This window comes from Dietzia sp. oral taxon 368 (assembly GCF_002999155.1).
Lineage (GTDB): Bacteria > Actinomycetota > Actinomycetes > Mycobacteriales > Mycobacteriaceae > Dietzia > Dietzia cinnamea.
Genome location: NZ_CP027238.1, coordinates 422,058 through 446,889, shown reverse-complemented (window position 1 = coordinate 446,889; position 24,832 = coordinate 422,058). Strand labels below are relative to the sequence as shown.

Annotated in this window: 23 protein-coding genes; 12 read left to right on the top strand and 11 right to left on the bottom strand. The window is 73.9% G+C overall.

Annotation, left to right across the window (positions count from 1 at the left end):
- Positions 1-64: 64 nt before the first annotated feature.
- From C3V38_RS18200 to C3V38_RS17320, 4 genes are all read left to right on the top strand, one after another.
- Positions 65-1,075, top strand: coding sequence for a hypothetical protein (locus C3V38_RS18200; protein ID WP_061230089.1), 1,011 nt, complete (start codon positions 65-67; stop codon positions 1,073-1,075).
- A 136-nt stretch (positions 1,076-1,211) separates the two neighbouring features.
- Positions 1,212-2,072, top strand: coding sequence for a hypothetical protein (locus tag C3V38_RS17500; RefSeq protein WP_156482639.1), 861 nt, complete (start codon positions 1,212-1,214; stop codon positions 2,070-2,072).
- Between the two features lie 285 nt (positions 2,073-2,357).
- On the top strand, positions 2,358-3,671 hold the full coding sequence (locus C3V38_RS02160) for a hypothetical protein (RefSeq protein ID WP_254426050.1): 1,314 nt from the start codon (positions 2,358-2,360) through the stop codon (positions 3,669-3,671).
- A 197-nt stretch (positions 3,672-3,868) separates the two neighbouring features.
- Positions 3,869-4,435, top strand: coding sequence for a putative Ig domain-containing protein (locus tag C3V38_RS17320; protein WP_129591151.1), 567 nt, complete (start codon positions 3,869-3,871; stop codon positions 4,433-4,435).
- A gap of 107 nt (positions 4,436-4,542) precedes the next feature.
- Here C3V38_RS17320 and C3V38_RS02150 read toward each other — a convergent pair whose 3' ends face one another.
- The 3 genes from C3V38_RS02150 to C3V38_RS02140 are packed head-to-tail and all read right to left on the bottom strand — an operon-like array spanning position 4,543 to position 7,714.
- Complete coding sequence (locus C3V38_RS02150; protein ID WP_061228453.1) at positions 4,543-5,478, bottom strand: 1,4-dihydroxy-2-naphthoate polyprenyltransferase; 936 nt, start codon at positions 5,476-5,478, stop codon at positions 4,543-4,545.
- Positions 5,475-6,692 (bottom strand): o-succinylbenzoate--CoA ligase, encoded by a 1,218-nt coding sequence (menE, locus tag C3V38_RS02145; RefSeq protein ID WP_061228452.1) that lies wholly within the window; start codon positions 6,690-6,692, stop codon positions 5,475-5,477. The genes C3V38_RS02150 and menE overlap by 4 nt, the downstream gene beginning before the upstream one ends.
- Positions 6,693-6,712: 20 nt before the next feature.
- Positions 6,713-7,714 carry a 1,4-dihydroxy-2-naphthoyl-CoA synthase gene (locus C3V38_RS02140; RefSeq protein ID WP_061228451.1) on the bottom strand — a complete coding sequence of 334 codons (1,002 nt, stop codon included), beginning with the start codon at positions 7,712-7,714 and terminating at the stop codon, positions 6,713-6,715.
- A gap of 23 nt (positions 7,715-7,737) precedes the next feature.
- On the opposite strand from C3V38_RS02140, the gene C3V38_RS02135 reads away from it, so the two are divergent.
- The gene (locus C3V38_RS02135) at positions 7,738-8,856 is read left to right on the top strand and encodes an o-succinylbenzoate synthase (RefSeq protein WP_061228450.1); all 1,119 of its coding nucleotides are present in this window, start codon (positions 7,738-7,740) and stop codon (positions 8,854-8,856) included.
- Between the two features lie 322 nt (positions 8,857-9,178).
- Here the strand turns inward: C3V38_RS02135 and C3V38_RS02130 are convergent, their stop codons facing one another.
- Together C3V38_RS02130 and C3V38_RS02125 are read right to left on the bottom strand one after the other, a co-directional pair.
- Positions 9,179-10,135 (bottom strand): type IV toxin-antitoxin system AbiEi family antitoxin domain-containing protein, encoded by a 957-nt coding sequence (locus C3V38_RS02130; protein WP_061913653.1) that lies wholly within the window; start codon positions 10,133-10,135, stop codon positions 9,179-9,181.
- Between the two features lie 241 nt (positions 10,136-10,376).
- A complete protein-coding gene (locus C3V38_RS02125) occupies positions 10,377-10,967 on the bottom strand; it encodes a flavin reductase family protein (protein WP_061913651.1) in 591 nt (196 codons plus the stop codon).
- A gap of 124 nt (positions 10,968-11,091) precedes the next feature.
- Here C3V38_RS02125 and C3V38_RS02120 point away from each other — a divergent pair, with 124 nt between their 5' ends.
- Positions 11,092-12,657: a WS/DGAT domain-containing protein gene (locus C3V38_RS02120; RefSeq protein WP_254426049.1), complete on the top strand. Its 1,566-nt coding sequence runs from the start codon at positions 11,092-11,094 to the stop codon at positions 12,655-12,657.
- Positions 12,658-12,699: 42 nt separating this feature from the next.
- Here C3V38_RS02120 and C3V38_RS02115 read toward each other — a convergent pair whose 3' ends face one another.
- Positions 12,700-13,317: a DinB family protein gene (locus C3V38_RS02115; protein WP_061228446.1), complete on the bottom strand. Its 618-nt coding sequence runs from the start codon at positions 13,315-13,317 to the stop codon at positions 12,700-12,702.
- Between the two features lie 43 nt (positions 13,318-13,360).
- Positions 13,361-13,936, bottom strand: a complete 576-nt coding sequence (locus C3V38_RS02110) for a DinB family protein (protein WP_070720118.1) — start codon at positions 13,934-13,936, stop codon at positions 13,361-13,363.
- Positions 13,937-14,055: 119 nt separating this feature from the next.
- Here C3V38_RS02110 and C3V38_RS02105 point away from each other — a divergent pair, with 119 nt between their 5' ends.
- From C3V38_RS02105 to C3V38_RS02085, 5 genes are read left to right on the top strand one after another with little or no spacing between them, the layout of a single operon-like run.
- Positions 14,056-15,054 carry a YafY family protein gene (locus C3V38_RS02105; RefSeq protein WP_061228444.1) on the top strand — a complete coding sequence of 333 codons (999 nt, stop codon included), beginning with the start codon at positions 14,056-14,058 and terminating at the stop codon, positions 15,052-15,054.
- A 10-nt stretch (positions 15,055-15,064) separates the two neighbouring features.
- On the top strand, positions 15,065-16,888 hold the full coding sequence (gene menD / locus C3V38_RS02100) for a 2-succinyl-5-enolpyruvyl-6-hydroxy-3-cyclohexene-1-carboxylic-acid synthase (RefSeq protein ID WP_082767671.1): 1,824 nt from the start codon (positions 15,065-15,067) through the stop codon (positions 16,886-16,888).
- The gene (locus C3V38_RS02095; protein ID WP_061228443.1) at positions 16,885-17,367 is read left to right on the top strand and encodes a DUF3592 domain-containing protein; all 483 of its coding nucleotides are present in this window, start codon (positions 16,885-16,887) and stop codon (positions 17,365-17,367) included. The genes menD and C3V38_RS02095 overlap by 4 nt, the downstream gene beginning before the upstream one ends.
- Before the next feature lie 37 nt (positions 17,368-17,404).
- Complete coding sequence (locus C3V38_RS02090) at positions 17,405-18,670, top strand: glycosyltransferase family 1 protein (protein WP_061228461.1); 1,266 nt, start codon at positions 17,405-17,407, stop codon at positions 18,668-18,670.
- Positions 18,671-18,680: 10 nt separating this feature from the next.
- A complete protein-coding gene (locus C3V38_RS02085) occupies positions 18,681-19,370 on the top strand; it encodes a demethylmenaquinone methyltransferase (protein ID WP_061228442.1) in 690 nt (229 codons plus the stop codon).
- Positions 19,371-19,443: 73 nt separating this feature from the next.
- On the opposite strand, the gene C3V38_RS02080 is transcribed toward C3V38_RS02085, so the two are convergent.
- Positions 19,444-20,751, bottom strand: coding sequence for a geranylgeranyl reductase family protein (locus tag C3V38_RS02080; protein ID WP_217354158.1), 1,308 nt, complete (start codon positions 20,749-20,751; stop codon positions 19,444-19,446).
- 145 nt (positions 20,752-20,896) lie between these two features.
- Between C3V38_RS02080 and C3V38_RS02075 the strand changes: the two genes are divergently transcribed.
- Positions 20,897-21,946 carry a polyprenyl synthetase family protein gene (locus tag C3V38_RS02075; RefSeq protein ID WP_061913639.1) on the top strand — a complete coding sequence of 350 codons (1,050 nt, stop codon included), beginning with the start codon at positions 20,897-20,899 and terminating at the stop codon, positions 21,944-21,946.
- Between the two features lie 127 nt (positions 21,947-22,073).
- Here the strand turns inward: C3V38_RS02075 and C3V38_RS02070 are convergent, their stop codons facing one another.
- The 3 genes from C3V38_RS02070 to modA are packed head-to-tail and all read right to left on the bottom strand — an operon-like array spanning position 22,074 to position 24,830.
- A complete protein-coding gene (locus C3V38_RS02070) occupies positions 22,074-23,267 on the bottom strand; it encodes a sulfate/molybdate ABC transporter ATP-binding protein (protein ID WP_061913636.1) in 1,194 nt (397 codons plus the stop codon).
- Positions 23,260-24,054 carry an ABC transporter permease gene (locus C3V38_RS02065; RefSeq protein ID WP_061228438.1) on the bottom strand — a complete coding sequence of 265 codons (795 nt, stop codon included), beginning with the start codon at positions 24,052-24,054 and terminating at the stop codon, positions 23,260-23,262. The genes C3V38_RS02070 and C3V38_RS02065 overlap by 8 nt, the downstream gene beginning before the upstream one ends.
- On the bottom strand, positions 24,051-24,830 hold the full coding sequence (gene modA, locus C3V38_RS02060) for a molybdate ABC transporter substrate-binding protein (RefSeq protein WP_106384977.1): 780 nt from the start codon (positions 24,828-24,830) through the stop codon (positions 24,051-24,053). Before modA ends, C3V38_RS02065 begins: the two co-directional genes overlap by 4 nt.
- Between the last annotated feature and the right edge of the window lie 2 nt (positions 24,831-24,832).

Genomic DNA, 24,832 nt, shown 5'->3' with positions numbered 1-24,832 from the left:
TACGATGCGTGTGTGACTGGGCTGGGCCCGGTCGTGCCCAGCTCCCGGACGACAAGGTGACCTCATGTTCCAGCGACGCTCGCACCGCACCGCCCCCCGTTCCCGCACGCTCGCCCTCGGTGGCGCCCTGGCCGCGCTCGCCGTGGTCGGAGGCGGCACGGTCGTGGCCGTGACCGACCCGACCGCCGTCCACGCCGGCGACATCCAGCTCGCGCAGAACGCCACCGATCAGGCCGCTGCGCAGGAGATGCCGCTCGGGACGCCCGTGAACCTCGACCTCGAGCCCGTCGTGGCCCGCGCCGCCGGCGGCACCATCCCGGCCGGCACCACCATCCAGGTCACCGGCCTGCCCGACGGCCTCACCCAGGACGGCTGGGTCATCTCCGGCACGCCCACCCGCGCCGGGGAGTACGAGGTGCTCGTGACCGTGTCCAACGGGGCGCTGTCCCAGTCGCAGAAGGTCGCCATCACCGTCGTCGACGGTGCCGGGGCGGCCGGGCAGGCTGCAACCACCGACGGCGCCGGGGCGGACGCGGAGGGCGACACGGATCCCTCCGCCACCGCCGAGCCGTCCACCACCGACGAGCCCACCACCGACGACGCCCGGCCCGATCCCACGCTCTCGGCGGCGCCCGGCGATCCGAGCCTGGCCGACGGCGCCACCGGGGACGAGAACGAGGCCGGGGACGACGGCGAGGCCGGCACCGGCCCGGACCTGTGCTCGGTCGTCGGGGACGGCGAGCTGGACGGCGCCTCGCTGGCCCAGCTGCTGCCGCTGGTGACCGGCGACCAGGACGGTGCCTCGTCGGGCCTCGTCCTGATGCTGGTCAACGCGGTCGTGGGGCTGCTGCCGTCCGTCCTCGGCGACAGCGGCTCGCTCGGGGGGATCGGCTCTGCGGGGGAGATGCTCTGCACGATCTCGCCCGCACTGCTCGGCGGCCAGTCCGCGGGCGCCGCCGGGGACGACGCCACCCCCGCCGGGGCCGCGGCCACGACCGGTGCGGGCGGCCTCGCAGCCGACCCCACCGCCCTGCTGGGGCTCCTCACCACGGGGGCGGGCAGCCTCGGACAGTGACGCGCGCCGCGCCCGGGGCGATCTCCACCCCCGGGCGCCGGTCTCCGCGTTACAGTTCTCCCGTCGACGACCGGCGCCCCGGAGGGGACGCGGGGGCTCGACCCCGTCCGCCGTAGTCGAAGAGGGTTCATCACACATGTTCACCCGCAAGGTCGTCACCGTCTCCGCCGCCGCGTTCGCGCTGGTCGCCCTCTCCGTTCCCGTCGTCAACGCGCAGGGTGACGCAGTGGCGCCCGACGGGGCGGGCGCGGGCAGCATTCCGCTCGGCAGCCTCGAGTCCGCGGGTCTCGGCGACGGGAGCCTGGCGGACGGCTCCGCTGATGTCGGTGGTGACGCCGGCGAGGGCGACGCCGGCGAGGGCGACGACGGCGAGGGCGACGACAGCGGCCAGGACGGCGACGCCTCGGGCGACGGGTCCGGCTCGGTGGGCGGCGGCTCCCTCGGCAGCCTCGAGGGCGTCACCGGCGAGGACTCGAGCATCGGCGATCTGGCGCCGGAGACGGATGCCGTCTGCGAGCTGCCCGGGCTGGGCGGTTCGGTGGCCAAGTTTTACCCGCTGTTCGGTATCGACGGCGTGCCCACCGGGGTCGTCGACCTCGTCACCTCCGCCTTGGACTCCTTCCCCAACCTGCTCGACGTGGTCGCGGGCGAGGGCGGCGGAACGGCGTCGCTCGAGCAGACGGGATCGTTCGCCGAGGGGCTGTGCGGCACTTTCCTCGGAGGCGAGATGGTCCTTCCGCCGGTCACGGTGATCGTCGACGGCGACGGCAATCCGGTCAGCACCGTCACCGGCGCCACCACTCCCAGCAGCTCCGCCGTCACCTCCACCCTGACGGCCGCGTCGGTGTCCGCCGACGATGCCGGCGAGGACGCCGACGACGCCGACGACGCGGGCGCCGAGGCCTCCGGCGCCGCCGCTGCGGCCGGGGCCCGCGCGGCCGCGACCCCGGACGAGTCCGCCGTCGCACCGGTGCCGACCTCCGTGCCCGTTCCCTGATGGCCTGACGCCCCGAGTTCGCCGCGGCGGTCCGATCCCGACCCAGGGATCGGGCCGCTCGTCATTTGTGCTGTGGCGGTGGAGGAGTGCGCGCCGGATAAGCATCCGCCCACGACCGGCGAGATACCCCTGGGGGTGTGTTACCGGTGTGATTAGCGTGGTGTTAGTGACTTATGTGACAGCAGTAGACAGTTGGTGTGTATGTGATTAGAGTGGCACCCGTAATGGTCTGCGCTCCCGTTCCGGGGAGTGAGCGATCTGAACCCCTCCGGAAGGAACCAGCCGATGCGTGCTCGCCTCGCCCGTCCTCGTCGTATCGTCCGGGGTCGCCTCGTCGCCCCCGTCGCAGCCGCAGCCGCGGTCGCGCTCGTGGGCGGAGTCGTCGTCGCCGCTCCCGACGCCCCGACCGTCAACGGCGACGTCCAGACCGTCGCCGGCTCGTCGTCCTCGGCGTCCCCGCTGATCGTGACCGGTTTCACCGCCGGCGGCGCGGAGGTCTCGGTCGATATCCAAGAGCTGGCCAGCGGTGTGCATGCCGGGATCCAGATCGAGAACGTCGTGGGGCTGCCCGCGGGGCTGACGTACGCCGACGGCAAGATCTCGGGTAAGACGGCGGCCGGCGGCACCCACCACATCACCGTCATCGGCAACGTCAACGGCGCCCCCGTCAGCATCCCCGCCACGCTTGTGGTCAACAACGCCGACGGCACCGCGCCCGCCGGCGCCTCGGGTGGTTCGACGGCAGCGGTCGAGGGCCTCCTCGGTGGGCAGGCAGAGGCCGGCGGCCAGGTCACCACGGGTTCCGACGGCACCGACGCGATCCTCGGGACCGTTGCGGGTATCGTGTCCGCGCTCGGCGGCGACGCCGGCTCGGTCACCGAGCTCGCGACAGGCTCCACCGGTCAGGGCGGTACCACCCCCGTGAGCCCGGGCGCCCCAGAGGGGCCGACCGGCCCGCTGGGCAGCGCCGCCAACGGCGAGCTCGGCCTCGGCAGCCTGTCGAACGGCGCCCCCGAGGCCCCGGAGAACGGGACGCCGGAGAACGAGACGCCTGATGTGAAGGCGCCCACCACCGGCTCGCTCGGCCTGCCGGGCTCCTCGGCCACCGCCGGAGGCGAGGCGGCCGGCGGCATCGACACCTCCAGCCTGGGCCCGCTGGCCCCGCTCGGTTCGCTGATCGACGCCGGCGCCGGGACCGGATCGACCACCGACGGCGAAACCCAGCCCGCCGGGTCCACGACGACCAGCGGAACCACCGACGGCGACACCCAGCCCGCCGGGTCCACGACGACCAGCGGCGGAGAGATCACCGTCCCGGGCTCGTCCTTCCCCGCCGACACCGGCTCCCTCGGCGCCCTGGCCCCGGGACTGGCGCTCACCGGCGCGGCCATGCTCGGTCTCGCGGGCCTGTCCCTCGCGCTCAACGGCGGGTCCTCCACCCCCGGCTCCACGGCGATCCTGCCGGCGCTGCCCGGGTCCACCACCACGGGTGCGACCACGAACGGGGGCTCGTCCGGCTCCACCGCGCCGACCGTGGCCGCCGGCGCTCCGCGCACCGTGCAGGCCCCCGGCCCGACGGTCGCTAACGGCCGCGGCTGACCCCGGAACTCCCGGCGGTCGCGCAGGCCGCCGGTGACCACGTCCACCCCGGAGCCCTCTCACATCGTGAGAAGGCTCCGGGGTGACGTGCTCTGGTGGGCTACCGTGGGTCAGCCGCGGGTCCGCGGCGGTGTCCACGAAAGGCCTGTTTGCGTATCTCCCGTCCTGTCATCGCTTCCGCCGTCGCACTCACCGCCATGGCCGCGGTCGGGGCCGCGTCAGGACAGGCGGAGGCGCCCGACACCACGCCCGTCGTCGTCGAGGCCACCGACGTGGCGCCCGCCGCCCTCCCGTCGCTCACTCTGCGGGTGGGCGAGTACATGGAGCGCCGGGTCAGTGACTACGTCACCCCGCCGCCCGGCGCCTCGATCCAGTTCCAGGGACTGCCGCCCGGCTTGACCTACGACCCGACCACCACCGCGATCAAGGGCACGCCCACCACCGCCGGCGTCTACAACCCCGTCGCGACCGCCTTCATCTTCGGCGTCCCGGTCCGCACCGAGACCACGCGGGTGACCGTGACCGGAGGCGGGGGAGGCGGAGCCGCACCGGCCCCTGCACCCGCGCCCGCGCCCGCCCCCCGTCCGGCACCCGCGCCCGCACCGGCTCCCGCGCCGGCGCCGGGCACGATCACCATCGCCGACATCGACGGGCTGCCCCTGCCCGAGCCCGTCAGGGAGGCGCTGCGCGGCGCCGCCCTGGCGATCAACGACGGCATCCAGAACGCCTGGAACGCGGTCCCCGCCGGCTCGCTCGGCAAGTAGACCCGCCGGGCGCGCGCAGGTCCACGAACGACGGCGGCCGGCCCCTCGAGCAGGGGCCGGCCGCCGTCGTTCGTCTGTGTCTCTCGCCGTCGTTCGTACGGGGGCGTCTACAGCGACGCGATCACGAAGCCCGCGCTCACCAGGACGCTCCACGCGAGCAACGCCATCCCGGCCGTCGCGAGTGCCGGGATGAGGTCGGCGCCCGTGGCCCGCGCCCGCACCGGGCCGTTGGCCTTCCACGCCACCGGCATCGCCAGCAACCCGAGCAGCGCCCACCAGGTCGCCGGGATCAGCGCGAGGGTCGCGAGCAGCGGGACCAGCAGCTCGAGCACGGCGTGCAGGCCGCGGGTCCCCGAGTCGCCCAGGCGCACGGCGAGCGTGATCTTGCCGGCCTCGGTGTCCGACGGGATGTCCCGCAGGTTGTTGGTGAGGTTGACCGCACACGAAAAGCTGCCCACCGCGACCGCGGCGACGACCGCGTACCAGGTCACCGACCCGAGCTGGGTGTACTGCGTACCGATCACCGCGACCAGGCCGAAGAACACGAACACCGCGACCTCGCCGAGCCCGCGGTACCCGTACGGCGACTTCCCGCCCGTGTAGAACCACGCGGCCAGGACACACGCCACGCCCACGAGGATGAGCCACGGCTGCGAGGTCGCGCTGAGCACGAGCCCGGCCAGCCCGCCCAGGCCGAGGAAGGCGAACGCGGCCCGCTTCACCGTCGCGGGCCGGGCCAACCCGGAGCCCACCAGGCGCAGGGGGCCGACCCGGTCGTCGTCGGTGCCGCGGATCCCGTCGGAGTAGTCGTTGGCGTAGTTGACGCCGATGATGAACGACCACGCCACCACCAGCGCGAGCAGCGCCTGCCACCACACGAACCCGCCCGCGAGCGCCGCGGCCGCCGAGCCGACGAGCACGGGCGCGAACGCGTTGGGCCAGGTCCGCGGGCGCGCGCCCTCCAGCCAGTGGGAGAACGTGGCGCCGCCGGGCTCGGCGGCGGCGTCGGCGGCGGAGGGTGCGGGGTCGGTCTCGCGGCTCATTCCCCGATTGTCCCATCGACGAACCCGGCCGCGACGCCGCGCCGGTCGACCTTGCCGCCCGGCAGCACGGGCAGCGCGTCGAGCACCGCCACCCGCGCCGGGGCCGCGTGCTCGCCGAGGACCCCGGTGACGTGGCGACGCAGCTCGTCGGCCGTGGCGGTCGCGCGCAGGGTCATCGCCGCGACGGGCCGGGTGCCCAGCCGGGCGTCGGGGATCCCGACGACGACAACGTCGACGACCGCGGGATGCCTCCGCAGCGCGTCCTCCACGGTCTGCGGGAGGAGCGTCAGCCCGCCCACGCTCAACGCCTCGTCCAACCTGCCCAGGACCCGGAGCCTGCCGTCCGGGCCGATCTGCCCCGCGTCGTCAGTGCGGAACCACCCCGCCCTGGCGAACGCCGGATGATCAGGGGCGTTCCGGTACCCCTCGGCGAGCTGCGGGCCCGCCAGCCAGACGCGGCCCTCGTCGTCGTCGACCTCGACCCGTACCCCCGGCAGCGGTGCACCGTCGTACACACACCCGCCCGCCGTCTCGCTCATCCCATAGGTCCGGACGACGCGGACGCCGGCGTCGGCCGCGCGCGCGAGCAGTTCCGGTGCGGCCGCCGCGCCCCCGAGCAGGACGGCGTCGAGCGCGGTGAGGGCGTCGACCGCCGCGGGGGAGCCCTCGTCGAGGACCTTGGCCAGCTGGCCCGGCACGAGTGAGGTGTACGCCCGGTCGGCAGCGCGCCCGGCCCCCGCTCCCGTCCCCGCCCGACACGCGTCCACAGCGGCGGGCAGCGCCTCGGGGTCGAACCCGTGCGTCACGTCCACGACCACCGGTTCGTACCCGGCGCGCAGGGACCGCAGGATCACCTGCAGCCCGGCGATGTGGTGGGCGGGCAGCGCGAGCAGCCACCGGCCGGGCCCGCCGAGGACGGTGTCGGTCGCCGCGGCCGAGGCGGCCAGCGCCTCCGCCGAGAGCATCGCGCCCTTGGGCGTGCCCGTGGAGCCGGAGGTGCTCACAACCAGGGCGACGCGGTCGTCGACCGGTTCACCGGGGCGCTGACTGTCGACGAGGATCCGGGTGCGCGCGGGGTCGTCGGCGGGCACCGGCAGCAGGGCGGGCCCGCGGTCGGTGAGCATCTCCTCCAGAGCGGGGAAGATCCCGGCGACCGCCGGGCCGCCGGTTACGGGCAGGGTGCGCAGCTCGCGGGTGACTGGGGAGTCGGCCATGACCGGACGGTCCGCGCGCGTCAGTAGTAGTAGGGGTAGTCGTCCCAGTCGGGCGCGCGCTTCTCCAGGAACGCGTCGCGGCCCTCCACGGCCTCGTCGGTCATGTACGCGAGGCGCGTGGCCTCGCCGGCGAACACCTGCTGGCCCATGAGGCCGTCGTCGGTGAGGTTGAACGCGAACTTCAGCATCCGCTGCGCGGTCGGCGACTTGCCGTTGATCTGCCGCGCCCACTCGATGGCGGTGTTCTCCAGGTCGGCGTGATCCACCACCCGGTTCACGGCGCCCATCTGGAACATCTCCTCGGCGGTGTACGGCTGGCCGAGGAAGAAGATCTCGCGCGCGAACTTCTGGCCCACCTGCTTGGCGAGGTACGCGCTGCCGTAGCCGGCGTCGAACGAGCCCACGTCGGCGTCGGTCTGCTTGAACCGCGCGTGCTCGCGGGAGGCCAGCGTCAGGTCGCTCACCACGTGCAGGGAGTGCCCGCCTCCGGCAGCCCAGCCGTTGACCAGGCAGATCACGACCTTGGGCATGGTGCGGATGAGGCGCTGCACCTCGAGGATGTGCAGGCGCCCGCCCTCGGCCTTCACGCGCGCCTCGTCCACCTTGTCGGCGGTGGCGCCGGCGACGTCCGAGTCGTGCTCGGTCGAGTACTGGTAGCCGGAGCGGCCGCGGATGCGCTGGTCGCCACCGGAGCAGAACGCCCACCCGCCGTCCTTGGGGCTGGGCCCGTTGCCGGTGAACAGCACGGTGCCCACGTCGGGGGAGCGTCGGGCGTGGTCGAACACCCGGTACAACTCGTCCACCGTGTGCGGGCGGAAGGCGTTGCGCACCTCGGGCCGGTCGAACGCGATGCGTACGATCCCGTTGACCCGCCCCTCGCCGACGTGCCGGTGATAGGTCAGGTCGGTGAGATCCACGCCGCTCGCGAAGCCCTCGACCTCCCGCCACTGCGACGGATCGAAGGGGCTGGCGGTCTCGTCCTGCGCGGCACTGTCGGAACGGGTGCTGCTCTGCTCAGTCATGGCTTCGACGTTAGCGTGGACCCATGACATCCGTTCCGGGCCCCGAGTCGATCGACGATCTGCTCGCCCGTGTCCACGTGGTGGCCCTGCCGATGCGGGTGCGGTTCCGCGGCATCACTGAGCGCGAGCTCGTCCTGATCGACGGGCCCGCCGGGTGGGGCGAGTTCGGGCCGTTCGGTGAGTACCACGATCCCGAAGCGGCCCACTGGCTCGCCTCGGCCGTCGAGATGGCGTGGCAGGGCCCGCCGCCGCCCGTGCGCTCGCGCGTTCCGGTCAACGCGACGGTCCCGGCGGTGCCGGCCGGTGAGGTCGCCGCGATCCTCGACCGCTTCCCGGGGTGTATGACGGTCAAGGTCAAGGTGGCGGAGAAGGGGCAGCATCTCGTCGACGACGTCGCCCGCGTCGCCGCCGTCCTGCAGGCCCGACCCGGGGCGCGGGTGCGGGTGGACGCCAACGGGGCGTGGTCGGTCGCGGAGGCCGCCCACGCCGTGCGGGTCCTCGACCAGGCGGTGCGTGCCGCCGACGTCTCGCGCGCCCCGGGCACCGGGCCGGTGTCATTGGACGGGCCGGGCCTGGAGTACGTCGAGCAACCGTGCGCGACCGTCGACGAGCTGGTGGAGCTGCGGGAGCGCCTCGCCGCCGACGGCGTGCACGTGGACGTGGCCGCCGACGAGTCCATCCGCCGGGCCGAGGATCCCCTGCGGGTCGTGCGCGCGGGTGGCGCCGACCGGGCGGTGGTGAAGGTCGCGCCGCTGGGCGGGCCCCGGCGCCTGCTGGCCGTGGCCGCCGAGCTCGGGGTGCCGGTGACGGTGTCCAGCGCGCTCGACTCGGCGGTGGGGGTCGCCGCGGGCGTCGCGGCCGCCGCCGCGCTTCCGGGTGTCGGCGCGCGTGGCGGGTCTGGCGCTGCGGGCGCGCGTGGCGGGTCCAGGGGCGACGACGACGACATCCCCGCCGCAGGTCTGGGCACCGGCGGGTTCTTCGTCGAGGACGTCGTCGACCCGGGGGTCTTCGCCCTGGAGGACGGGCATCTCCCGGTGCGGCAGGTGGCCCCGGACCCGGCGCGGCTGGAGGAACTGCGCATCGGCGGCGAGCGGCGCGACTGGTGGCTGGATCGCATCCGCCGCTGCCACGCTATTCTCTGAACCTCCCCGTCTTCGACACACCCGCCGCACGGATCACCAGAATCGCGGCCCCGGGCCCGGTCCGCACACAGTCGGCCGCCGGCTCTCCAGAATCGCGGCCCCGGGCCCGGTCCGCACACAGCCGCTCCTCGCCATGGCGTCTCGCGTGCACCGCGGGGTGTGCGAGACGCCATGCCCAGGAGCGGCTGCAGAATTCGCGTGCATCCGCGGGAGCGAGGCGCCATCGCCGGGAGCGGCTGTGGGAGTTGCTAACTCGGCTGTGGTGCGCGGCTTGGGGCGAGACGCCATGTCGGGGAGCGAGGCGCCATCCCCGGGAGCGGGATCACGCGACGCGACCCGGGCCCCGGCCGAGGGACTCCTGAATCCTCATCGCCTCGCGGATGACCGGCACGATCCGGCCGCACTGATAGTCCTCCCACTGCCACCGCCGGACGATGTTGCCCAGGGATTCGATGGCGTTCTGCCGTCTCTTCTCGTCGCGGAGCTTCTTGCGGACGTCGACCTCGTCGTCGTCGATCCCGTACTTCCCCGTCCCATCGGCCTCCCCGACGAGCCCCCACTCCTCCCAGTACATATCGACGAACGCCGACGTCCCGTCCGAGAGGATGAACTCCCGTTGGAGCTCGGGCATCGGCAGACCGGCGCGACTGATCATCACCCTGCTGGCCGACTCGAGGACCGACTGGGCGCCCGCGTCCGCGAACGCCACCACGGCCCGGGCCCTGGCGATCCCCACCCGGCCGGCTGCGGCCTCGAGTTCGACAGCCAGATCGGCCGGGCTGCACAATTCGCGACGCAACGCCTCGTCCGCCGCGCACACCGCGCCGGTGAAGGGACTCGTCCGGGCGACATCGACGATCGTCCGCGCCGGACTGGTGACGGGGATCCCGTCTACCTCGGTCACCGCGCCCGCGAGATCGAGGTTGTGGCAGATCGAGGTCTTCCCGCGTCGGCTCCCACTGCCGGGTCGATGACGGGTGGTGGTGACCCGCCGGGTGTCCATCTCGTGGACGGGCAGACCGTGGAGGACGAGCGCCGACGTATGCGACAGGGCGGTCCCGATGCCGACGCTCTTCGCCGCGGCCCTCGATCTCATCTCGAGCATCGCCTCGGCCCTATCGGGACCGGTGGGGAGTTCCGACGCGAGCGCGTAGATGCCGTGACGGACTCGGTAGAGCTGGCCGGTGCGTTCCGCGTGCTCGCGCGCCCGGCGACTATAGCCACGGGCGAGGAGATCGGCCGCGGTGATGACGACTGGACGGGACTGATCTGTGCTCATGGCCAGGCAGTATTGCCGTGATGGGCCGGCCGTTCCTGCGGCGGAGGCGGGTTCTGCGCCCGGCTTGTGGAGAGGGCCGGGGCTGTGAGTTTCCGGGCGGCTGCTCGGCCGCGGCTGCTGAGGGGGCCGCACAGCGACCGGAGCGAGACGCCGGATTCGGGAGCGAGACGCCAGGTGGGGGAGCGGCTGTGCGTGCGCCGCCGGTACCTGCGAGGCCCGCGACAGCTCCGCAGCTCCGGACCTACTTCCGCGGCCGCGGCAGCTCTCGCGTGCGCGGGGCGTAGCCCCACTGGTGGCGGCCGAGCCGGGAGGGCGGCAGGAGGATGTCGAAGTCGGGCAGCCCGTCGTCGGCCATGATCTCCTCGTCGACGGTCACGCTCACCACGCGACCGAGCAGCATCGCGCTGGTGCCCAGGTCGACAACGTCGTGACGCACGCACTCGAACGCGATCGGGGCCTCCGCGACCCGCGGCGGGGAGACGATGTCCGACGGATCGGGGGTCAGCCCCTGCATCTCGAACTCGTCGACCTCCGGCCCGACGGGTGCCGACGTGGCGTTCATCGTCTCCATGAGCGACTCGGTGCCGATGTTCACCACGAACTCGCCGGACTCCATCACGTTGCGGTACGTGTCCTTGCGGCCGATAGATGTCACGGACAGGATGGCCGGATCCGCGCACGCGACGGTGAAGAACGAGTACGGCGCCAGGTTGAGCACCCCGTCAGCCGAGACGGTCGACACCCACGCGATCGGCCGTGGGGCGATCGAGGCGGTGAGCAGTGCGTAGAAGCCCTTGGCGGGTGGGTCGTCCGGCGTGTGCACGATGCGCATCCGCCCATTGTGCCGCCGGGTGCGGCCATTGCGCGGCGGTGGATGTCATCGCTGTTCTAGCGTGAGTCGCGAGGCTCCCCGGGCTCGAGGGGGCGGGCACCCGGCGAGCGGGAGGAACGGAGCCATGGCGGCGACGGACGGTGCAGCGGGCAGTGCGACGGGCAGCGCGGCGGGCAGTGCGACAGGGGGAATGACGGACGGGGTGCGGATCCCACTGCGGGACCAGCTCTGGCTGCTGATGGACCGACCGGACAACCTCATGTACATCAACTCGCTGATGTGGTTCTCCCGCGTGCCGGACTGGGACGCCGTCACCGAGGCGATCCGCACCCGCATGGTCGAGACGTACCCGGTGTTCCGTCGGGTGGCCAGGCGCCGGGGCCGTCGGTGGTACTGGGTCGACGACCCCGACTTCGATCTGTCGAACCATCTGGTCCGCCGGCGCCTGCCCGAACCCGGCGGACGTGCGGAGGCCGAGGCGCACGTCGCCGAGCAGATGGGCGTCCCGCTCCCGGGCGGCAGTCCTCTGTGGCGGGTCGAGTTCATCGAGGGGTACCACCGGGACGGCGCGGAGGAGGAGGGCGCGCTCGTCCTGTTCCGCGTCCAGCACGGCGTGGTCGACGGGGTCCGGCTCACGCAGTTGGTCCTGGACCTGTGCGATCACGAGGACGACTCCCCGCCGCCCTCGGTCGGCCGCGACCTGTCGCGCCGGACTAAGGGTGTGCTCGGCGCGATGAGCGCGGTCGGAGGGGTCGGCGCCGACGTGGCCAGGGACTCGTTCGGCATCGCCCGCGGGTTGACCGGTGCGGCGCTGAGGCTCCCGGAGACACTTGGCCGACTGACCCGCGACGTGCTGGCTCCGGGACACCGACTCTCGCGCGTGCCCACGCGCGCCGTGGAATCCCTGACCGATGCCATCGGTCCGACCAATCGCATGGCCAACACCTACCGGTCGGTGTTCCGGCTGCTGTTCGAGCCGCGCTCCGCCGACCTGGCGTGGAGCGGCAGGGTCCACCGCGAGAAGAAGGTGGCGTGGGTCTCCGGTCTGGACCTCGCGGCGATCAAGGAGGTGGCGAAGTCGCACGACAGCACCGTCACCCCGGTGATGATCGCCGCCGTGTCCAAGGCGTTGACCGGGTATCTCGACGCCCGTGGAGACCGCCGTGTCTCGGATATCAACCTCATGGTCCCGGTGTCGGTGGGCTCGGGCGACGACGAGGCGGGAGAGCTGGGCAATCACATCACGCTGGTGCTCATGCGGTTGCCGTTGGGGATCGACGACCCGGAGGAGTTGCTCGGCGCGATCACCACCTCGATGACGCGCGTGCGGTACTCGCTCGAGCCGCACGTGACGTTCGCGACGATCCTCACCGTGGCCGCGGCGCCCGGGCCGGTGGCACGGGCGGTGATCGACCTGTTCGCCAACAAGACCGTCGGTCAGCTCACCTCTGTGCCGGGCCCGGTCGGCCCGGTCTCGTTGGGCGGGTCGACGGTCGACGGCATGCTCGGGTGGGTGCCGATGAGCGGCGACCAGGCTCTGGGGATCTGCATCTTCAGCTATGACGGCACGGTGACGGTCGGGATCGCCACCGACGCCGAGCTCATCCCCGAACCGGGCGAGGTCGCGAGCCGGATCGAGGAGCAGTTCGCGGAGCTCGCGGGCGGCGCCGGGGAGACTCCGCCGGCGTAGACGGCCGGCGCAGAGCCCATGGCGGCAACCGCGCCGCCCCCGTCACCACTCCGGCGCGGGCACCTCGGGATGGGCGGCGAACCACTGGCCGATGTAGGACATGTCGATCTCCTGGCTCTCGGCGATGAGCTCGTACATCGTCCGGCCATCGATCGCCTCCCGCAGGATGTCGGCGTGCCCGGAGTGGCGCGCGATCTCGTTGAGCGCGTGCAGGGCGGCCCAGCGCCCGTTGAAGGCGGGCAGCCCCGGCGGATACCAGGGCATCTCCTCGGGCACGGGGACGGGCGCGTCAAGGTCGGCCGCGCGCAGGTGGGCGAGACCGGCCGCGCACCGTCGGTCGTACTCGGCGAGGATCTCCTCGGCGGTGGCGTCGGGGTCGACCCGGTTCACCTCCTGGGCCCAGGCGAACTGCTCGGGCAGGGACCGACCGGTCTCGGGCGCGTTCGGCGCGGCGGCGGCGCGGCCGAGCCAGCCCTCCGCGACCTCACCGATGTGCAGGATCAGCCATCCGAGCGTCAGTTCGCTGGAGGGCAGCGGTCGTGCGCGCAGTTGGTCGGCGTCCAGGCCGTGGACGATCGACCGGGCGTTGACCAACGCGACGTCGATCCACTCGAGCAGGTTCTCGCGCTCGGTGGGGCAGGTGGCGGGGAACAGTGGCATGACGACTCCTCGGTGTGTGTGGTGGGCGGTGCGTTCGAACGGATCAGTGGGTGTGCGCGTACACGTCGCGCAGGAGGCACATCTCGGCGCCGTGGTGGATGACCTCGCGGTTGATGTGCAGGACCAGGGCGGCCATGGGGTACTCGGCCCACGGGCCCTCCGCCTCGCCGATCGGCCGGGCGAGCGCCTCGGCGTCGAGTCCCCGCACGCCGTTCATCCAGGCGGCGTAGGTGAGGTCGAGCTGGGCCAGACCGCCGGCGGCGTCGCCGGCGTAGGTGTGGGTCATGTAGTCGTGCGGGGGACCGCCGAAGTGGGAGTGCCACCGGGCGCCCAACACGCCGACGACGAGGTGGCCGATCCGCCACGCGATGGTCGTCAGCGGCGCGGGCGCGGGTTCGGGGAACTCGAAGTCGATGGTGTGGTCGCCGGCTCCGCCCTGCATCGGTGCCCGGCTGGTGCCCCGCGGACGCACGTCCCAGGTCCGCTCGTCGGGCGCGGGCGAGAAGTGGTACTCGTCGTCGGTCATCCCCTCGAGGCGCGGGCGGAGCTGGGTGGTCCAGTGTCGGTCCATCTGGTCGACGAGCTGGTCGGTCCAGTCGAGGGTGTGGGTGGCGGTCATGACTGACTCCTTGCGAGGTCGGTTGCGGACAGCGTCGCACCCCATCCGGACAGTTCCGGTCCGCTGGCCGTGGAACACTTCCGTCTGAGGGATGACGCGGCGACGAACGGGGGCTCGCGATGAGCGAGGACCGGATGCCCACCACCCAGCGCGTGTTGTGTCTGCTGGACCTGCTGCAGCGTCGGTCGGTGTGGACGGGCGAGGAGTTGGCGGCGGAGCTGGGCGTGACGACCCGCTCGGTCCGCAGGGACGTGGACCGCCTGCGGGACCTGGGCTATCCGGTGGAGTCCGAGCGCGGTGCGGGCGGCGGCTACCGGCTGGGATCGGGTCGTCGCCTGCCGCCGCTGCTGCTCGACGACAGGGAGGCGGTGGCCGTCGCGATCGCACTGCGTCTGGCGGCCGGCGGCGCGGTGGCGGGGGTCGGGGAGCACGCCCTGCGCGCGCTGACCAAGCTGGACCAGGTGATGCCCGGCCGCCTGCGGGAGCGGGTCGCCGACGTCACCGAGTCGATGGTCGCGGTCGCCGGCGCGGACACCCCGGTGGAGCCGGGTCTGCTGCTCGACCTTGGACATGCGGTGCGGGGCACGGAGCAGGTGCGGCTCGACTACCGCGACCGCGCGGGGCGGGAGACCGAGCGGCGGGTGGAGCCGTACCGGATCGTCGTGCTGGGCCGGCGCTGGTACCTGCTGTGCTTTGATCTCGAGCGCGCGGACTGGCGCACGTTCCGGCTGGACCGGATCCGCGCGGTGCACCGCAGCCGGTGGCGCTTCACGCCGCGCGCCGACGTGCCGGACCCGGCGGCGCACGTCCAGCACGCGGTCACCGGGGCGCCCTACCCGCACGTGGCGCGGGTGACGGTGTTCGCGCCCTCGGAGGAGGTGGTCGAGCTGTTCCCGCCCATGTACGCCACGGTCACCGAGCTGCGCCCCGCGGAGCACCCGGACGGCCCGGCGTGTCGGCTGGAGGCCGGGGCGGCCGACCTCGACGTGCTGGCGTGGTACCTCGCCAGGCTGCCGGGTGAGTTCGTCGTGGAGTCGCCGGAGGCGTTGCGCGAGACGCTGGCGGCGATGGGTGGGCGGCTCACGGATGCGGCGGGGCGGTCGACCTCGCCCGACTAGGCTGGGGGCGATGACTGCCACGCCGAGCAACCCCAGTACCGCGCAGGCCCGTGTCCTGGTGGACGAGATGGTCCGCCACGGGATCACCGACGCGGTCCTGTGCCCGGGTTCGCGCAGTGCCCCGCTCGCCCTCGCGCTGGCCGCGGCGGAGCGGGCCGGTCGGATCGCGTTGCACGTGCGGATCGACGAGCGCGGTGCCGGGTTCACGGCGCTCGGACTCGCGCTGGGCTCGAAGCGGCCGGTCCCCGTCGTCGTCACCTCGGGCACCGCGGTCGCCAACCTCCATCCGGCGATGGTCGAGGCGGCCCATTCCGGCGTGCCGGTGCTGGCGCTCACGGCCAACCGTCCGCCGGAACTGCGGGGGACCGGCGCCAACCAGACCATCGACCAGGTGGGGCTTTTCGGGCCGCACGCACGCGCGGTGGTCGAGCTCGGCGCGGCCGGTGATCCCGTCACCGAGCACCGCCACTGGCGCTCCGCGATCGGCCGCGCGATCCTCACGGCCACCGCGGCCGCGGATCCGGGCCCGGTGCAGGTGGACATCGCGTTCCGCGAGCCGCTGGTGCCGGGCGAGGGCGACGAGGAGTTCGTCCTCGGTGGCGGCCCAGGGGGGTACGACGACGAGGTGGACCCCGGCGGCGGCTCCCGCGATCTCCCGGAGGGGCGCCCGGGCGGTCGTCCGTGGGTGCAGCGGGCGGGCGCGGGGGTCGATTCGGCTCCCGCCGCCTCGGCCGTGGCGGTGGATCTCACGCGGCCCACGTTGGTCGTCTCGGGCGTCGGGGCGGCTCCGGTCTCCGGGCTGGTGGGCGTCCCGACGGTCGCCGAGCCCGGCGCGCCGGTCCCGCTGCATCCGGTGCACCCGCTGGCGATCCCGTCGCTGCGGCCCGAGCAGGTGGTGGTCACCGGCCGGCCGACGCTGCACCGTTCCGTGACGCGACTGCTGGCCGACCCGGAGGTCGACCTGGTGATCCTCGACGCCGGCCCGCGTTCGCCCAATCCCACGGGCAGCGCCGCCGAGCTCGCCGACTCCGTGCTCACCGGCTGGGGGGTCGAGCAGTCGTGGACCGAGACCACCTCCCGTGCCGACGCCCACGCCCGCGCGGCCGTCGACAGGCTGCTCGACGAGCACCTGGACGGGGGCTCCCCGACGGGCCTGCACGTGGCCCGCGCCGTGGTCCGCGGCGTGCGGGCCGGGGACAACCTCGTGGTGGGCGCCTCCAACGCCGTGCGTGACCTGTCCTTCGTGGGGCCGATCGATCCCGACGTGTCCGTATATGCCAATCGCGGTGCCTCGGGGATCGACGGAACGGTGTCCACGGCGATCGGTGTCGCGCTGTCGGCGCCCGGTCGGACCGTGGCGTTGCTGGGCGACCTGACGTTCCTGCACGACATCTCGGGACTGCTGCTGGGCCCCCGTGAGCGCCATCCGTCGGATCTGCTCATCGTGGTGGCCGACGACGACGGTGGCGGCATCTTCTCCCTGCTCGAGCAGGGAGATCCGCGGCTGGCCGCCGACTTCGAGCGGGTCTTCGGCACCCCGCACGGCGCGAACCTGGGCGCGCTCTGCGCGGGCGCCGGGGTGCCGTTCACCGACACCGATCCCGCGGGGCTCGAGGCGATCCTCGCGCAGCCGTCGGTCCCGGTCGCGCACCACGACATCGTGCCGGAGGGCCCGCGCGTGGTGCGGGTGGGCACCGACCGGCAGGGTCTGCGCGAGTTGCACGCGGCCCTGCGCTCAGAGGCCGTGGAGCCCGGCACGGCGGGGTCCGCGACGTCCGCCCGCGGGCCCGCGGGGGCCGGCGCGACCGAGCCCGGGGCCTCGGACCCCGGATGACCGCGGGCACCGTCTCCGCGCGTCGGGCCCGTCGCGCGGTGCTCACCCGGCAGGGCGTGCGGGTGGTGGCGGCGGCCGCGGCGGTGTTCTCCGTGCTCACCGCCGTCCTCATCCTGTTGGCGTGCTTTGTCAACGACCAGCGCATCGACCGGGACATGGGCAGCGCCACGGCCACCGTCACCGAGGTCACCGACCGGCGGGCCGCTGTGGAGTTCGACGCCGGAGGCGGCCGGACGGTGCGCCCGGTGACCGGCGTGTTCTACCCGACGGGCCTGGTGGAGGGGCAGCGCGTGCAGGTGGAGTTCCGCCGCGCCAACCCCGATCTCGTCCGGGTCTCCGGCCGCAGCTGGACGGTCGCCGTGGTGCCCGCCCTGTCGGTCCCCGCAGTGGTCGTGCCGCTGTCCGCGCTCGCCTACGCCGCCGCGTCACCGGGGGTTCACCGGGCGATACCACGAATTCCCCGCACCGACCCGCGCTGATCACCGGCCCGTGGCCCGGCCGGGCGACAGTGAGGGCGTGCGCGTAGCCATCGTCACCGAATCGTTCCTGCCGAACGTCAACGGCGTCACCAACTCCGTCCTGCGCGTGCTGGAGTACGCGCGGCGACACGGCCACGACTGCCTCGTCGTCGCCCCCTCCGACCAGGTCGGCTTCTGGCAGGGCGCGGCCGGTGCCGTGCAGTCGCACCCGCTGATCAGCGCCGTCTCCCCCTATCTCGGTCGGCCCGCGTCCGACGGGCCCGACCCCGACCACCACCTCGGCTACCCCGTCCACCGGGTCACGGCCGTGCGGGTGCCGGTGGTGTCCTCCCTCCCGGTCGGGGCGCCCAGCCCGAGCGTGTACAACGCCCTGCGCGACTTCGCACCCGACGTGGTGCACCTGGCGTCCCCGTTCGTGCTCGGCGCCGCCGGTGCCGCCGCCGCCCGCGCCCTGGGCGTGCCCTCGGTGGCCGTGTACCAGACCGACGTGGCCGGATTCGCCGACGCGTACGGGATCGGCGTCCTCGCCGACGCCGCCTGGGCCTGGACCCGGGCGATCCACGCGACCTGCGACCGAACCCTCGCCCCGTCGACCGCGGCGATGGAGGACCTGGCCGCCCAGGGGATCCCGCGCCTGTACCGGTGGGGGCGGGGCGTCGACGCGGAGCGATTCTCGCCCACCCGCCGCAGCGCGGCCCTGCACCGGCTGTGGTCTCCGGACGGGCGGCCCGTCGTCGGATTCGTCGGCAGGCTCGCGCCGGAGAAACACGTCGAGCGCCTCCGGCCACTGGCCGACCGTTCCGGCCCGGGCGGCGACGTCCAACTCGTCGTCGTCGGCGACGGCCCCGACCGCCCCGCACTGCAGGCGGCCATGCCCCACGCGATCTTCACCGGGGAACTCCACGGCGAGGCGCTCGCCCGCGCCTACGCCACGCTCGACGTGTTCTGTCACGCCGGCGAGTTCGAGACGTTCTGCCAGTCGATCCAGGAGGCCCACGCCTCGGGCGTGCCCGTGATCGGCCCCGACGCCGGCGGCCCGCGTGACCTCGTTCAGGCCGGCGTCAACGGCGTCCTGCTCGACCCGGGCCGGTACGCCGCCGAGGTCTCCGCGGCCCTCGACGCCGTGCTCGCCGACCGCGATCGGCTGGCCGCCGCCGCCCGCGCCACCGTCGCGGGGCGCACCTGGGACGCCGTCTGCGGGCAGCTGTTCGACCACTACGTCGCCGCCGGCGCCCGCTCGTCCACGGGCCGCGTCGGCTCCTCCGCGGGCCGGGTCCGCGTGGGCCTCGGCCGGGCCGGGTAGCGTCGGGGGCGTGTCCCGCGCCAATCTCGACAAGCAGCCCCGCGACGTCGCGTCGATGTTCGACGGCGTCGCGAAGCGTTACGACCTGACCAACACGATCCTGTCCGGAGGCATGGACCACGTGTGGCGGCGCCGGGCCCGGTCGCTGCTCGCGCCGCGGCCGGGGGAGCGGATCCTCGACCTGGCCGCCGGCACCGCCGTGTCGACCGTCGAGCTGGCCAGGTCCGGCGCGTGGTGCGTGGCCGCGGACTTCTCGCTCGGCATGCTGCGCGCGGGTGCGGGTCGGGACGTGCCCAAGGTCGCCGGCGACGCGATGAAGCTGCCGTTCGCCGACGCCTCCTTCGACGCCGCGACCATCAGCTTCGGCCTGCGCAACGTCCAGGACACCGCCGCCGGTCTGCGGGAGATGGCGCGAGTGGTCAAGCCGGGCGGGCGGCTGGCGGTGGTGGAGTTCTCCACGCCCGTCTTCCCGCCGTTCCGCGCGCTCTACATGAACTACCTCATGCGGGCGCTGCCGAAGATCGCCACGAGCGTGTCCTCGAACCCGGACGCGTACGTCTACCTGGCCGAGTCCATCCGCGACTGGCCGGACCAGCAGGCGCTGCTCGAGATGGTCGAGGCCAGCGGCTGGGAGCGCTGCAGCGTCACCAACCTCACCGGCGGCATCGCCGCGATCCATCTGGCCCGTCGCCCCGCCTGACGCCGCCTGCGCCCTCGGTCCGCCGCAGAGGCCGCCCGCCCGGCTCGCGCACGACCGACGGGTGTCCGCGCGGTCAGTCGGCGAACAGCGGGCGCCGGTCGAGCCTGCGGGCCACCGACCCGGCCGCCCGCCACGCCCGCGCCACCACGTCGCGGTCCGAGTCGGCGACGGTGTTGGACATGCAGCGCACCGCCGCCGTCATCAACGTCTGCGAGCGCATCCCCACCGGACCGGCGATCGGCAGGAATCGCGGATAGGTGAGCAGTCGGGCGGCGTCCCGGGCGATCGCGAACGCCTCGCCGTACGTCCGCCGCAGCACCTCCGGCCACGCGTGCGTGAGCGGCTCCGTGCGGGCACCGCCACCGTCCGAGCCGACACCGTCCGAGCCGACACCGCCCGAGCGCGTCCCGTGGCCGGCGAGGATTAACTCGGCCAGCAGCCGCCCGCCCTCGAGTGCGTAGTCGATGCCCTCGCCGTTGAGCGGGTTCACGCACGCCGCAGCATCACCCACAGCCGCCCAGTTGCGGCCCGCCACCCCCGCCACCGCACCCCCCATCGGCAGCAGCGCCGACGTCACCGCCCGCGGCTCACCCTCCAACGCCCAGTCGTCGCGCACGCTACGGGCGTAGTGCTGCAGCAGCTCCTTGACCGCCACGTTCGCCGGCCGCGTCGAGGTCGCCAGCGCGCCCACCCCGAGGTTGACCTCGCCGTCGCCCAGGGGGAACACCCACCCGTAGCCGGGCTGGATGGCACCCGCCTCGTCGCGCAGCTCGAGGTCGGACCCGATCCACGGATGGTCGTGCCGAGCGGACCCGACATACGACCGCGCCGCCACGGCGTAGACCGTGTCGCGATGCCAGGTGCGACCCAGCAGACGACCCACCGGCGACCTCACGCCATCGGCCACCACCAATGTCCGGCACTCCACGCGATCGTCCCCGGCCAGGACGGCGGTCACCTCGTCGTCGTCGCCCCTCTCCACGCCCGTCACCCGCACGCCCTGGTGCACCACCGCGCCGGCCTCGACAGCCGCCTGCCGCAGCCGGTCGTCGAACACAGTGCGCCGCACCGCCGACCCCGTGCCCCCGTGCTCACCCGCCGGCCACGGCACCCGTCGCTCGTGGCCGAAGCCCCGCAGCTCGAGACCACGGATGGTGATCCGGTCCCGCGCCCACGCGCCCAGGCCCAGTCGATCCACCTCGAGCATCGCCCGCGGCGTCAGGCCGTCCCCGCACGTTTTATCCCGGGGGAACTCCGCGGCGTCGAGCACCGTCACCTCGCGGCCCGCCCGCGCCAACCACGTCGCGGTTGCCGCCCCCGCCGGGCCACAGCCCACCACGAGGACATCGGTCGAAGAGGGAAGACGCCGCCGGGACTCCATACGCACCATGGTGGCAGGTCGGCGGGCGCACCGGTCGCCTGCACCTCGGGCGGGGTGGGGTGCCGCAGCCGCCGGGCCGGGACCGTAGTCTGTCGAGAAGGGCCGGTCGATGCCGACCCGCACCAGGCGACGAGGACGAGTGGGGATGTCGAGCGAATCAGTGACGACCGGCACCGCGGACACGGCGACGGACCACGTGGTGGCCGGCGTGGACATCGGTGACGCAGACCTCGCCGCAGCCCTTCGAGGGCGACTCGACGAGGTCGAGAAACTGCTGGTCAGTCGACTCGAGAGCGGCGAGGACTTCCTCTCCGAGGTCGCACTCCACCTCGTCACCGCCGGCGGCAAACGTTTCCGGCCGATCGTGACCCTCCTCGCCGGCGAGATCGGGCCCGAGCCCGACCACGAGCGCCTGGTCAAGGCCGCCGTCGTCTGCGAGATGATCCACCTCGCCACCCTGTACCACGACGACGTCATGGACGAGGCCAGCATGCGCCGCGGCGTCGAGTCCGCCAACAGCAGGTGGGACAACTCCACCGCGATCCTCGCCGGCGACTTCCTCTTCGCCCACTCCTCCATGCTGCTGGCCGACCTCGGTCCGGCCGCCGTCCAGCTCATCGCCCAGACCTTCGCCGAACTCGTCACCGGGCAGATGCGCGAGACCGTCGGTCCCGGCATCGGTGGCCGCGACGAGGACGCCGCCCAGCACTACCTGCGGGTGATCTGGGAGAAGACCGGGTCGCTCATCGCCGCCGCCGCCCAGTTCGGAGGCGAGTACTCCGGTGCGACGGGCGAGCAGATCGTGCGGCTGCGCAGGTTCGGTGACGCGGTGGGGATCGCGTTCCAGATCGCCGACGACATCATCGACATCGCCTCCCCGTCCGCCGAGTCCGGCAAGACCCCCGGCACCGACCTGCGCGAGGGCGTGCACACTCTGCCGATGATCTACGCGATGGAGGCCGGCTCGCCCGACAGCCCGCGACTGCGCGACCTGCTGGCCCAGCCGCTCACCGACGATTCCGAGGTCGTGGAGGCGTTGGAGTTGCTCCGGGTCTCGGACGGTATGCGGCGCGCGCGGGCGACACTCGAGAAGTACGTCGACGACGCCATGGCCGAGCTCGACGCGCTGCCGGCCGGGCCCGCCAACGAGGCGCTGCGCCGGCTCGTGCGCTTCACGGTCGACCGCGTCGGCTGAGCGGCCGCGTGGGCGTGGCTTCTCGCGTGCGAGGGGCGGCTGTGTAGGAGGGGCCGCGTGAGTGCGGCAGTCGTCTGGGATGGGCGGGAGGGGCCGAGCGCGGGGTGCGGCGACAGGTCCGGCCGGGTCAGCCGCGCGGGTAGAGGACCACCTGGGTGGCCTTGACGATCAGCGTGACGGGCACGCCCGGTGCGAGCGCGAGTTCGGCGGCCGAACGCGTCGTGATCTCGGCGTCGATTCGCTGGCCGTCCCGGAGTTCCGCGGTCACGCGTGTCTGCGCACCGGCCGGAGCCAACGACACGACGCGGGCGGGCCAGGCGTTCCGCGGGCTCGAGACCGGCGAGTGCGCGGACGCAGGGCCGGCCGGGCTGGGGGGAGCGGCGGGAGCGACAGTGCCGGCCGGGCCCGGGGCCGAAGCGGACGCGGTGTCGGCGGGAGCGGCGTGCACTGCCACCGCCCGCGGATCGACCGTCGCCACCGCCCGCACCCCGCCCCGCCAGCCCGCCGCGGCGTCCGCGCGGATCCCCGCCACGGCATCGCCTCCGGGGGTGCGCACCTCGTCGTCGTCGACGATCCCCTCCACCAGCGAGACGCCGGCCAGTCGCGCGGCGAAGTCCGACGCCGGGCGCGCAAGTACCCCCTCGACCGTGCCGGACTGGGTGGCGCGGCCGGAGTGGACGACGACGACATCGTCCGCCAGCGCCCACAGGTCCATCGGATCGTGGGTCACCAGGACCACGGCCCGGCCGGTGATCCGATCGGCGAGCAGACGACGGATCGCCGGAGCGACCTCCACGTCCAGCGCGGCCAGCGGCTCGTCCAGCAGCACGAGTTCCGGGTCCACGGCCAGCGCGCGGGCGAGCGCCACACGCTGGGCCTGCCCTCCGGACAGTTCGTGCGGGCGGCGGCCGGCGAGGTCTGCGCAGCCCACGGCGTCGAGCTCGGTGCGGGCGCGGGCGAGAGCGTCGCGCCTGCGCACACCGCGGGCGCGGGGGCCGTACGCCACGTTCTCCAGGGCCGTGATGTGCGGCAGCAGACCGGGCCGCTGCTCGAGCGCGACGACCCGGCGGCGGTGCGCCGGCACGTGGGTGCGGGGCGAGCTGACGACGCGGCCGTCGAGGCGGACCTCGCCCGAGTCGGGGCGTAGGTGCCCGGCGAGCAGGGACAGCGCCGTGGACTTGCCCGCGCCGTTGGGGCCGACGATCGCCAGGCGACGGCCGGCGGGGACGGTGAGTCGGAGGTCGATACCGCGGGCGGTGACCCGGCAGTCGAGCTCGGCGGCGGCGGGGGAGGGCCGGGCACCGGGGGAGTGGTCAGCCACGTCCGACCACCGCCCGGCGGGCGACGAGCGCCGAGGCCGCCATGAGCACGGCCGCCACCGCTATGAGCAGGACGGCCAGCGCGAGGGCGGTCTCGGTGTCGGTCTCGCGACTGAGGTAGATCTCCAACGGCAGGGTCCGGGTGGTGCCCTGCAGGGAGCCGGCGAAGGTCAGCGTCGCGCCGAACTCGCCGAGCGCACGGGCGAACGACATCGTCGCGCCGGCGGCCAGGGCGGGTAGGACGAGCGGCAACGTCACGGTCGCCAGGACGCGGGACGGGGAGGCGCCCAGCGAGGCCGCCGTCCGCTCGAGCCGCGCGTCCACCGAACGCAGCGCGCCCTCCAGCGCCACCACGAGGAACGGCATCGCGACGAAGGTCTGCGCGATCACCACGGCCGCGGTCGTGAACCCGACCTCGACCCCCAGCACGGACAGGTGGCGACCCACCACGCCGGTGCGGCCGAACGTGATGAGTAGCGCCAGGCCCGCCACGACCGGGGGGAGAACCATCGGCAGCGCCGTGAGGGTGCGGGCCACGGCCGCCAGCGGCCCACGACTGCGGGACAGCAGCACGGCCAGCGGGGTCCCCAGCAGGACGCACAGCACGGTGGAGACCGCGCACGTGCGAAGGCTGAGCCACGCGGCATCGCGGGCGGCCTCGGAGGTCAGCAACTCGGGGACCCGGGTCCACGGCACGCGCACCGCCATCCCGGCCAGCGGCAGGGCTGCCAACAGCACGGCCACAGCGGCGGCGATGAGCAGCCACCGGGGAAGCGGCGGCCGGGTCACGGCGGCCCGAACCCGTGCTCGGCCAGCACCGCACGCCCGGCGGGACCGGTGACGGCGTCGAGGAACCGGCGGGCGGGCCCGGAGTCCGCAGCGCGGTCGAGGACGGCGATCGGGTAGACGTTGGGCACGGTAGGAGCCCCGGTGATCGGGACCCGCTCGACCCGGCCGGCGACCGCGAGCGCGTCGGTAACGTAGACGATCCCCGCGTCGGCCTCCCCGGAGGCGACCTTGCCGCGCACGTCGGTGACCGCGGACTCCTCACTCACCGGGCGCAACTCGACCCCGGCCGCCTCGGCGAGCTCGCGAGTCGCGGACCCGCACGGCACGCCGTCCGCGCAGACGACCAACCGGGCGCCGTCCAGGGACGCGTCGAGCCCGGTGATCCCCGCAGGATTACCCGGCGGGGTGATGAGCGTGAGCACGTTGGTGGCGAACGGAACGGGTTCGCCGGCGACCAGCCCGGCGTCGACGGCCCGATCCATGGTCGCCACGTCCGCGGCAGCCAACACGTCCGCGGGGGCGCCGCCGGCGACCTGGTCGACCAGGCCGTTCGACCCACCGAAGCTCAGCCGGATCGACACACCGGGCTCGGACCTCTCGACCTGCTCCGCGATCTCCGTGAACGCCCCGCTCAAGGAGGCGGCGGCGAACACGGTCAGGTCGCCGCCCTCGTCGTCGTCGCCACCGGACGCGCACCCCGCGAGCGGGGACAGGCCCACCACGGCGACCATCGCGGCGGCGCGGAGCCGACGGCCAACCGCACCCGGGGAGCCCACGG

Bases quoted from the DNA above. Each gene is read 5' to 3' on its own strand.
- C3V38_RS18200 (WP_061230089.1), top strand. From the start codon at position 65: ATGTTCCAGCGACGCTCGCACCGCACCGCCCCCCGTTCCCGCACGCTC.
- C3V38_RS17500 (WP_156482639.1), top strand. From the start codon at position 1,212: ATGTTCACCCGCAAGGTCGTCACCGTCTCCGCCGCCGCGTTCGCGCTG.
- C3V38_RS02160 (WP_254426050.1), top strand. From the start codon at position 2,358: ATGCGTGCTCGCCTCGCCCGTCCTCGTCGTATCGTCCGGGGTCGCCTC.
- C3V38_RS17320 (WP_129591151.1), top strand. From the start codon at position 3,869: ATGGCCGCGGTCGGGGCCGCGTCAGGACAGGCGGAGGCGCCCGACACC.
- C3V38_RS02150 (WP_061228453.1), bottom strand. From the start codon at position 5,478: ATGAGCCGCGAGACCGACCCCGCACCCTCCGCCGCCGACGCCGCCGCC.
- menE (WP_061228452.1), bottom strand. From the start codon at position 6,692: ATGGCCGACTCCCCAGTCACCCGCGAGCTGCGCACCCTGCCCGTAACC.
- C3V38_RS02140 (WP_061228451.1), bottom strand. From the start codon at position 7,714: ATGACTGAGCAGAGCAGCACCCGTTCCGACAGTGCCGCGCAGGACGAG.
- C3V38_RS02135 (WP_061228450.1), top strand. From the start codon at position 7,738: ATGACATCCGTTCCGGGCCCCGAGTCGATCGACGATCTGCTCGCCCGT.
- C3V38_RS02130 (WP_061913653.1), bottom strand. From the start codon at position 10,135: ATGAGCACAGATCAGTCCCGTCCAGTCGTCATCACCGCGGCCGATCTC.
- C3V38_RS02125 (WP_061913651.1), bottom strand. From the start codon at position 10,967: ATGCGCATCGTGCACACGCCGGACGACCCACCCGCCAAGGGCTTCTAC.
- C3V38_RS02120 (WP_254426049.1), top strand. From the start codon at position 11,092: ATGGCGGCGACGGACGGTGCAGCGGGCAGTGCGACGGGCAGCGCGGCG.
- C3V38_RS02115 (WP_061228446.1), bottom strand. From the start codon at position 13,317: ATGCCACTGTTCCCCGCCACCTGCCCCACCGAGCGCGAGAACCTGCTC.
- C3V38_RS02110 (WP_070720118.1), bottom strand. From the start codon at position 13,936: ATGACCGCCACCCACACCCTCGACTGGACCGACCAGCTCGTCGACCAG.
- C3V38_RS02105 (WP_061228444.1), top strand. From the start codon at position 14,056: ATGAGCGAGGACCGGATGCCCACCACCCAGCGCGTGTTGTGTCTGCTG.
- menD (WP_082767671.1), top strand. From the start codon at position 15,065: ATGACTGCCACGCCGAGCAACCCCAGTACCGCGCAGGCCCGTGTCCTG.
- C3V38_RS02095 (WP_061228443.1), top strand. From the start codon at position 16,885: ATGACCGCGGGCACCGTCTCCGCGCGTCGGGCCCGTCGCGCGGTGCTC.
- C3V38_RS02080 (WP_217354158.1), bottom strand. From the start codon at position 20,751: ATGGAGTCCCGGCGGCGTCTTCCCTCTTCGACCGATGTCCTCGTGGTG.
- C3V38_RS02075 (WP_061913639.1), top strand. From the start codon at position 20,897: ATGTCGAGCGAATCAGTGACGACCGGCACCGCGGACACGGCGACGGAC.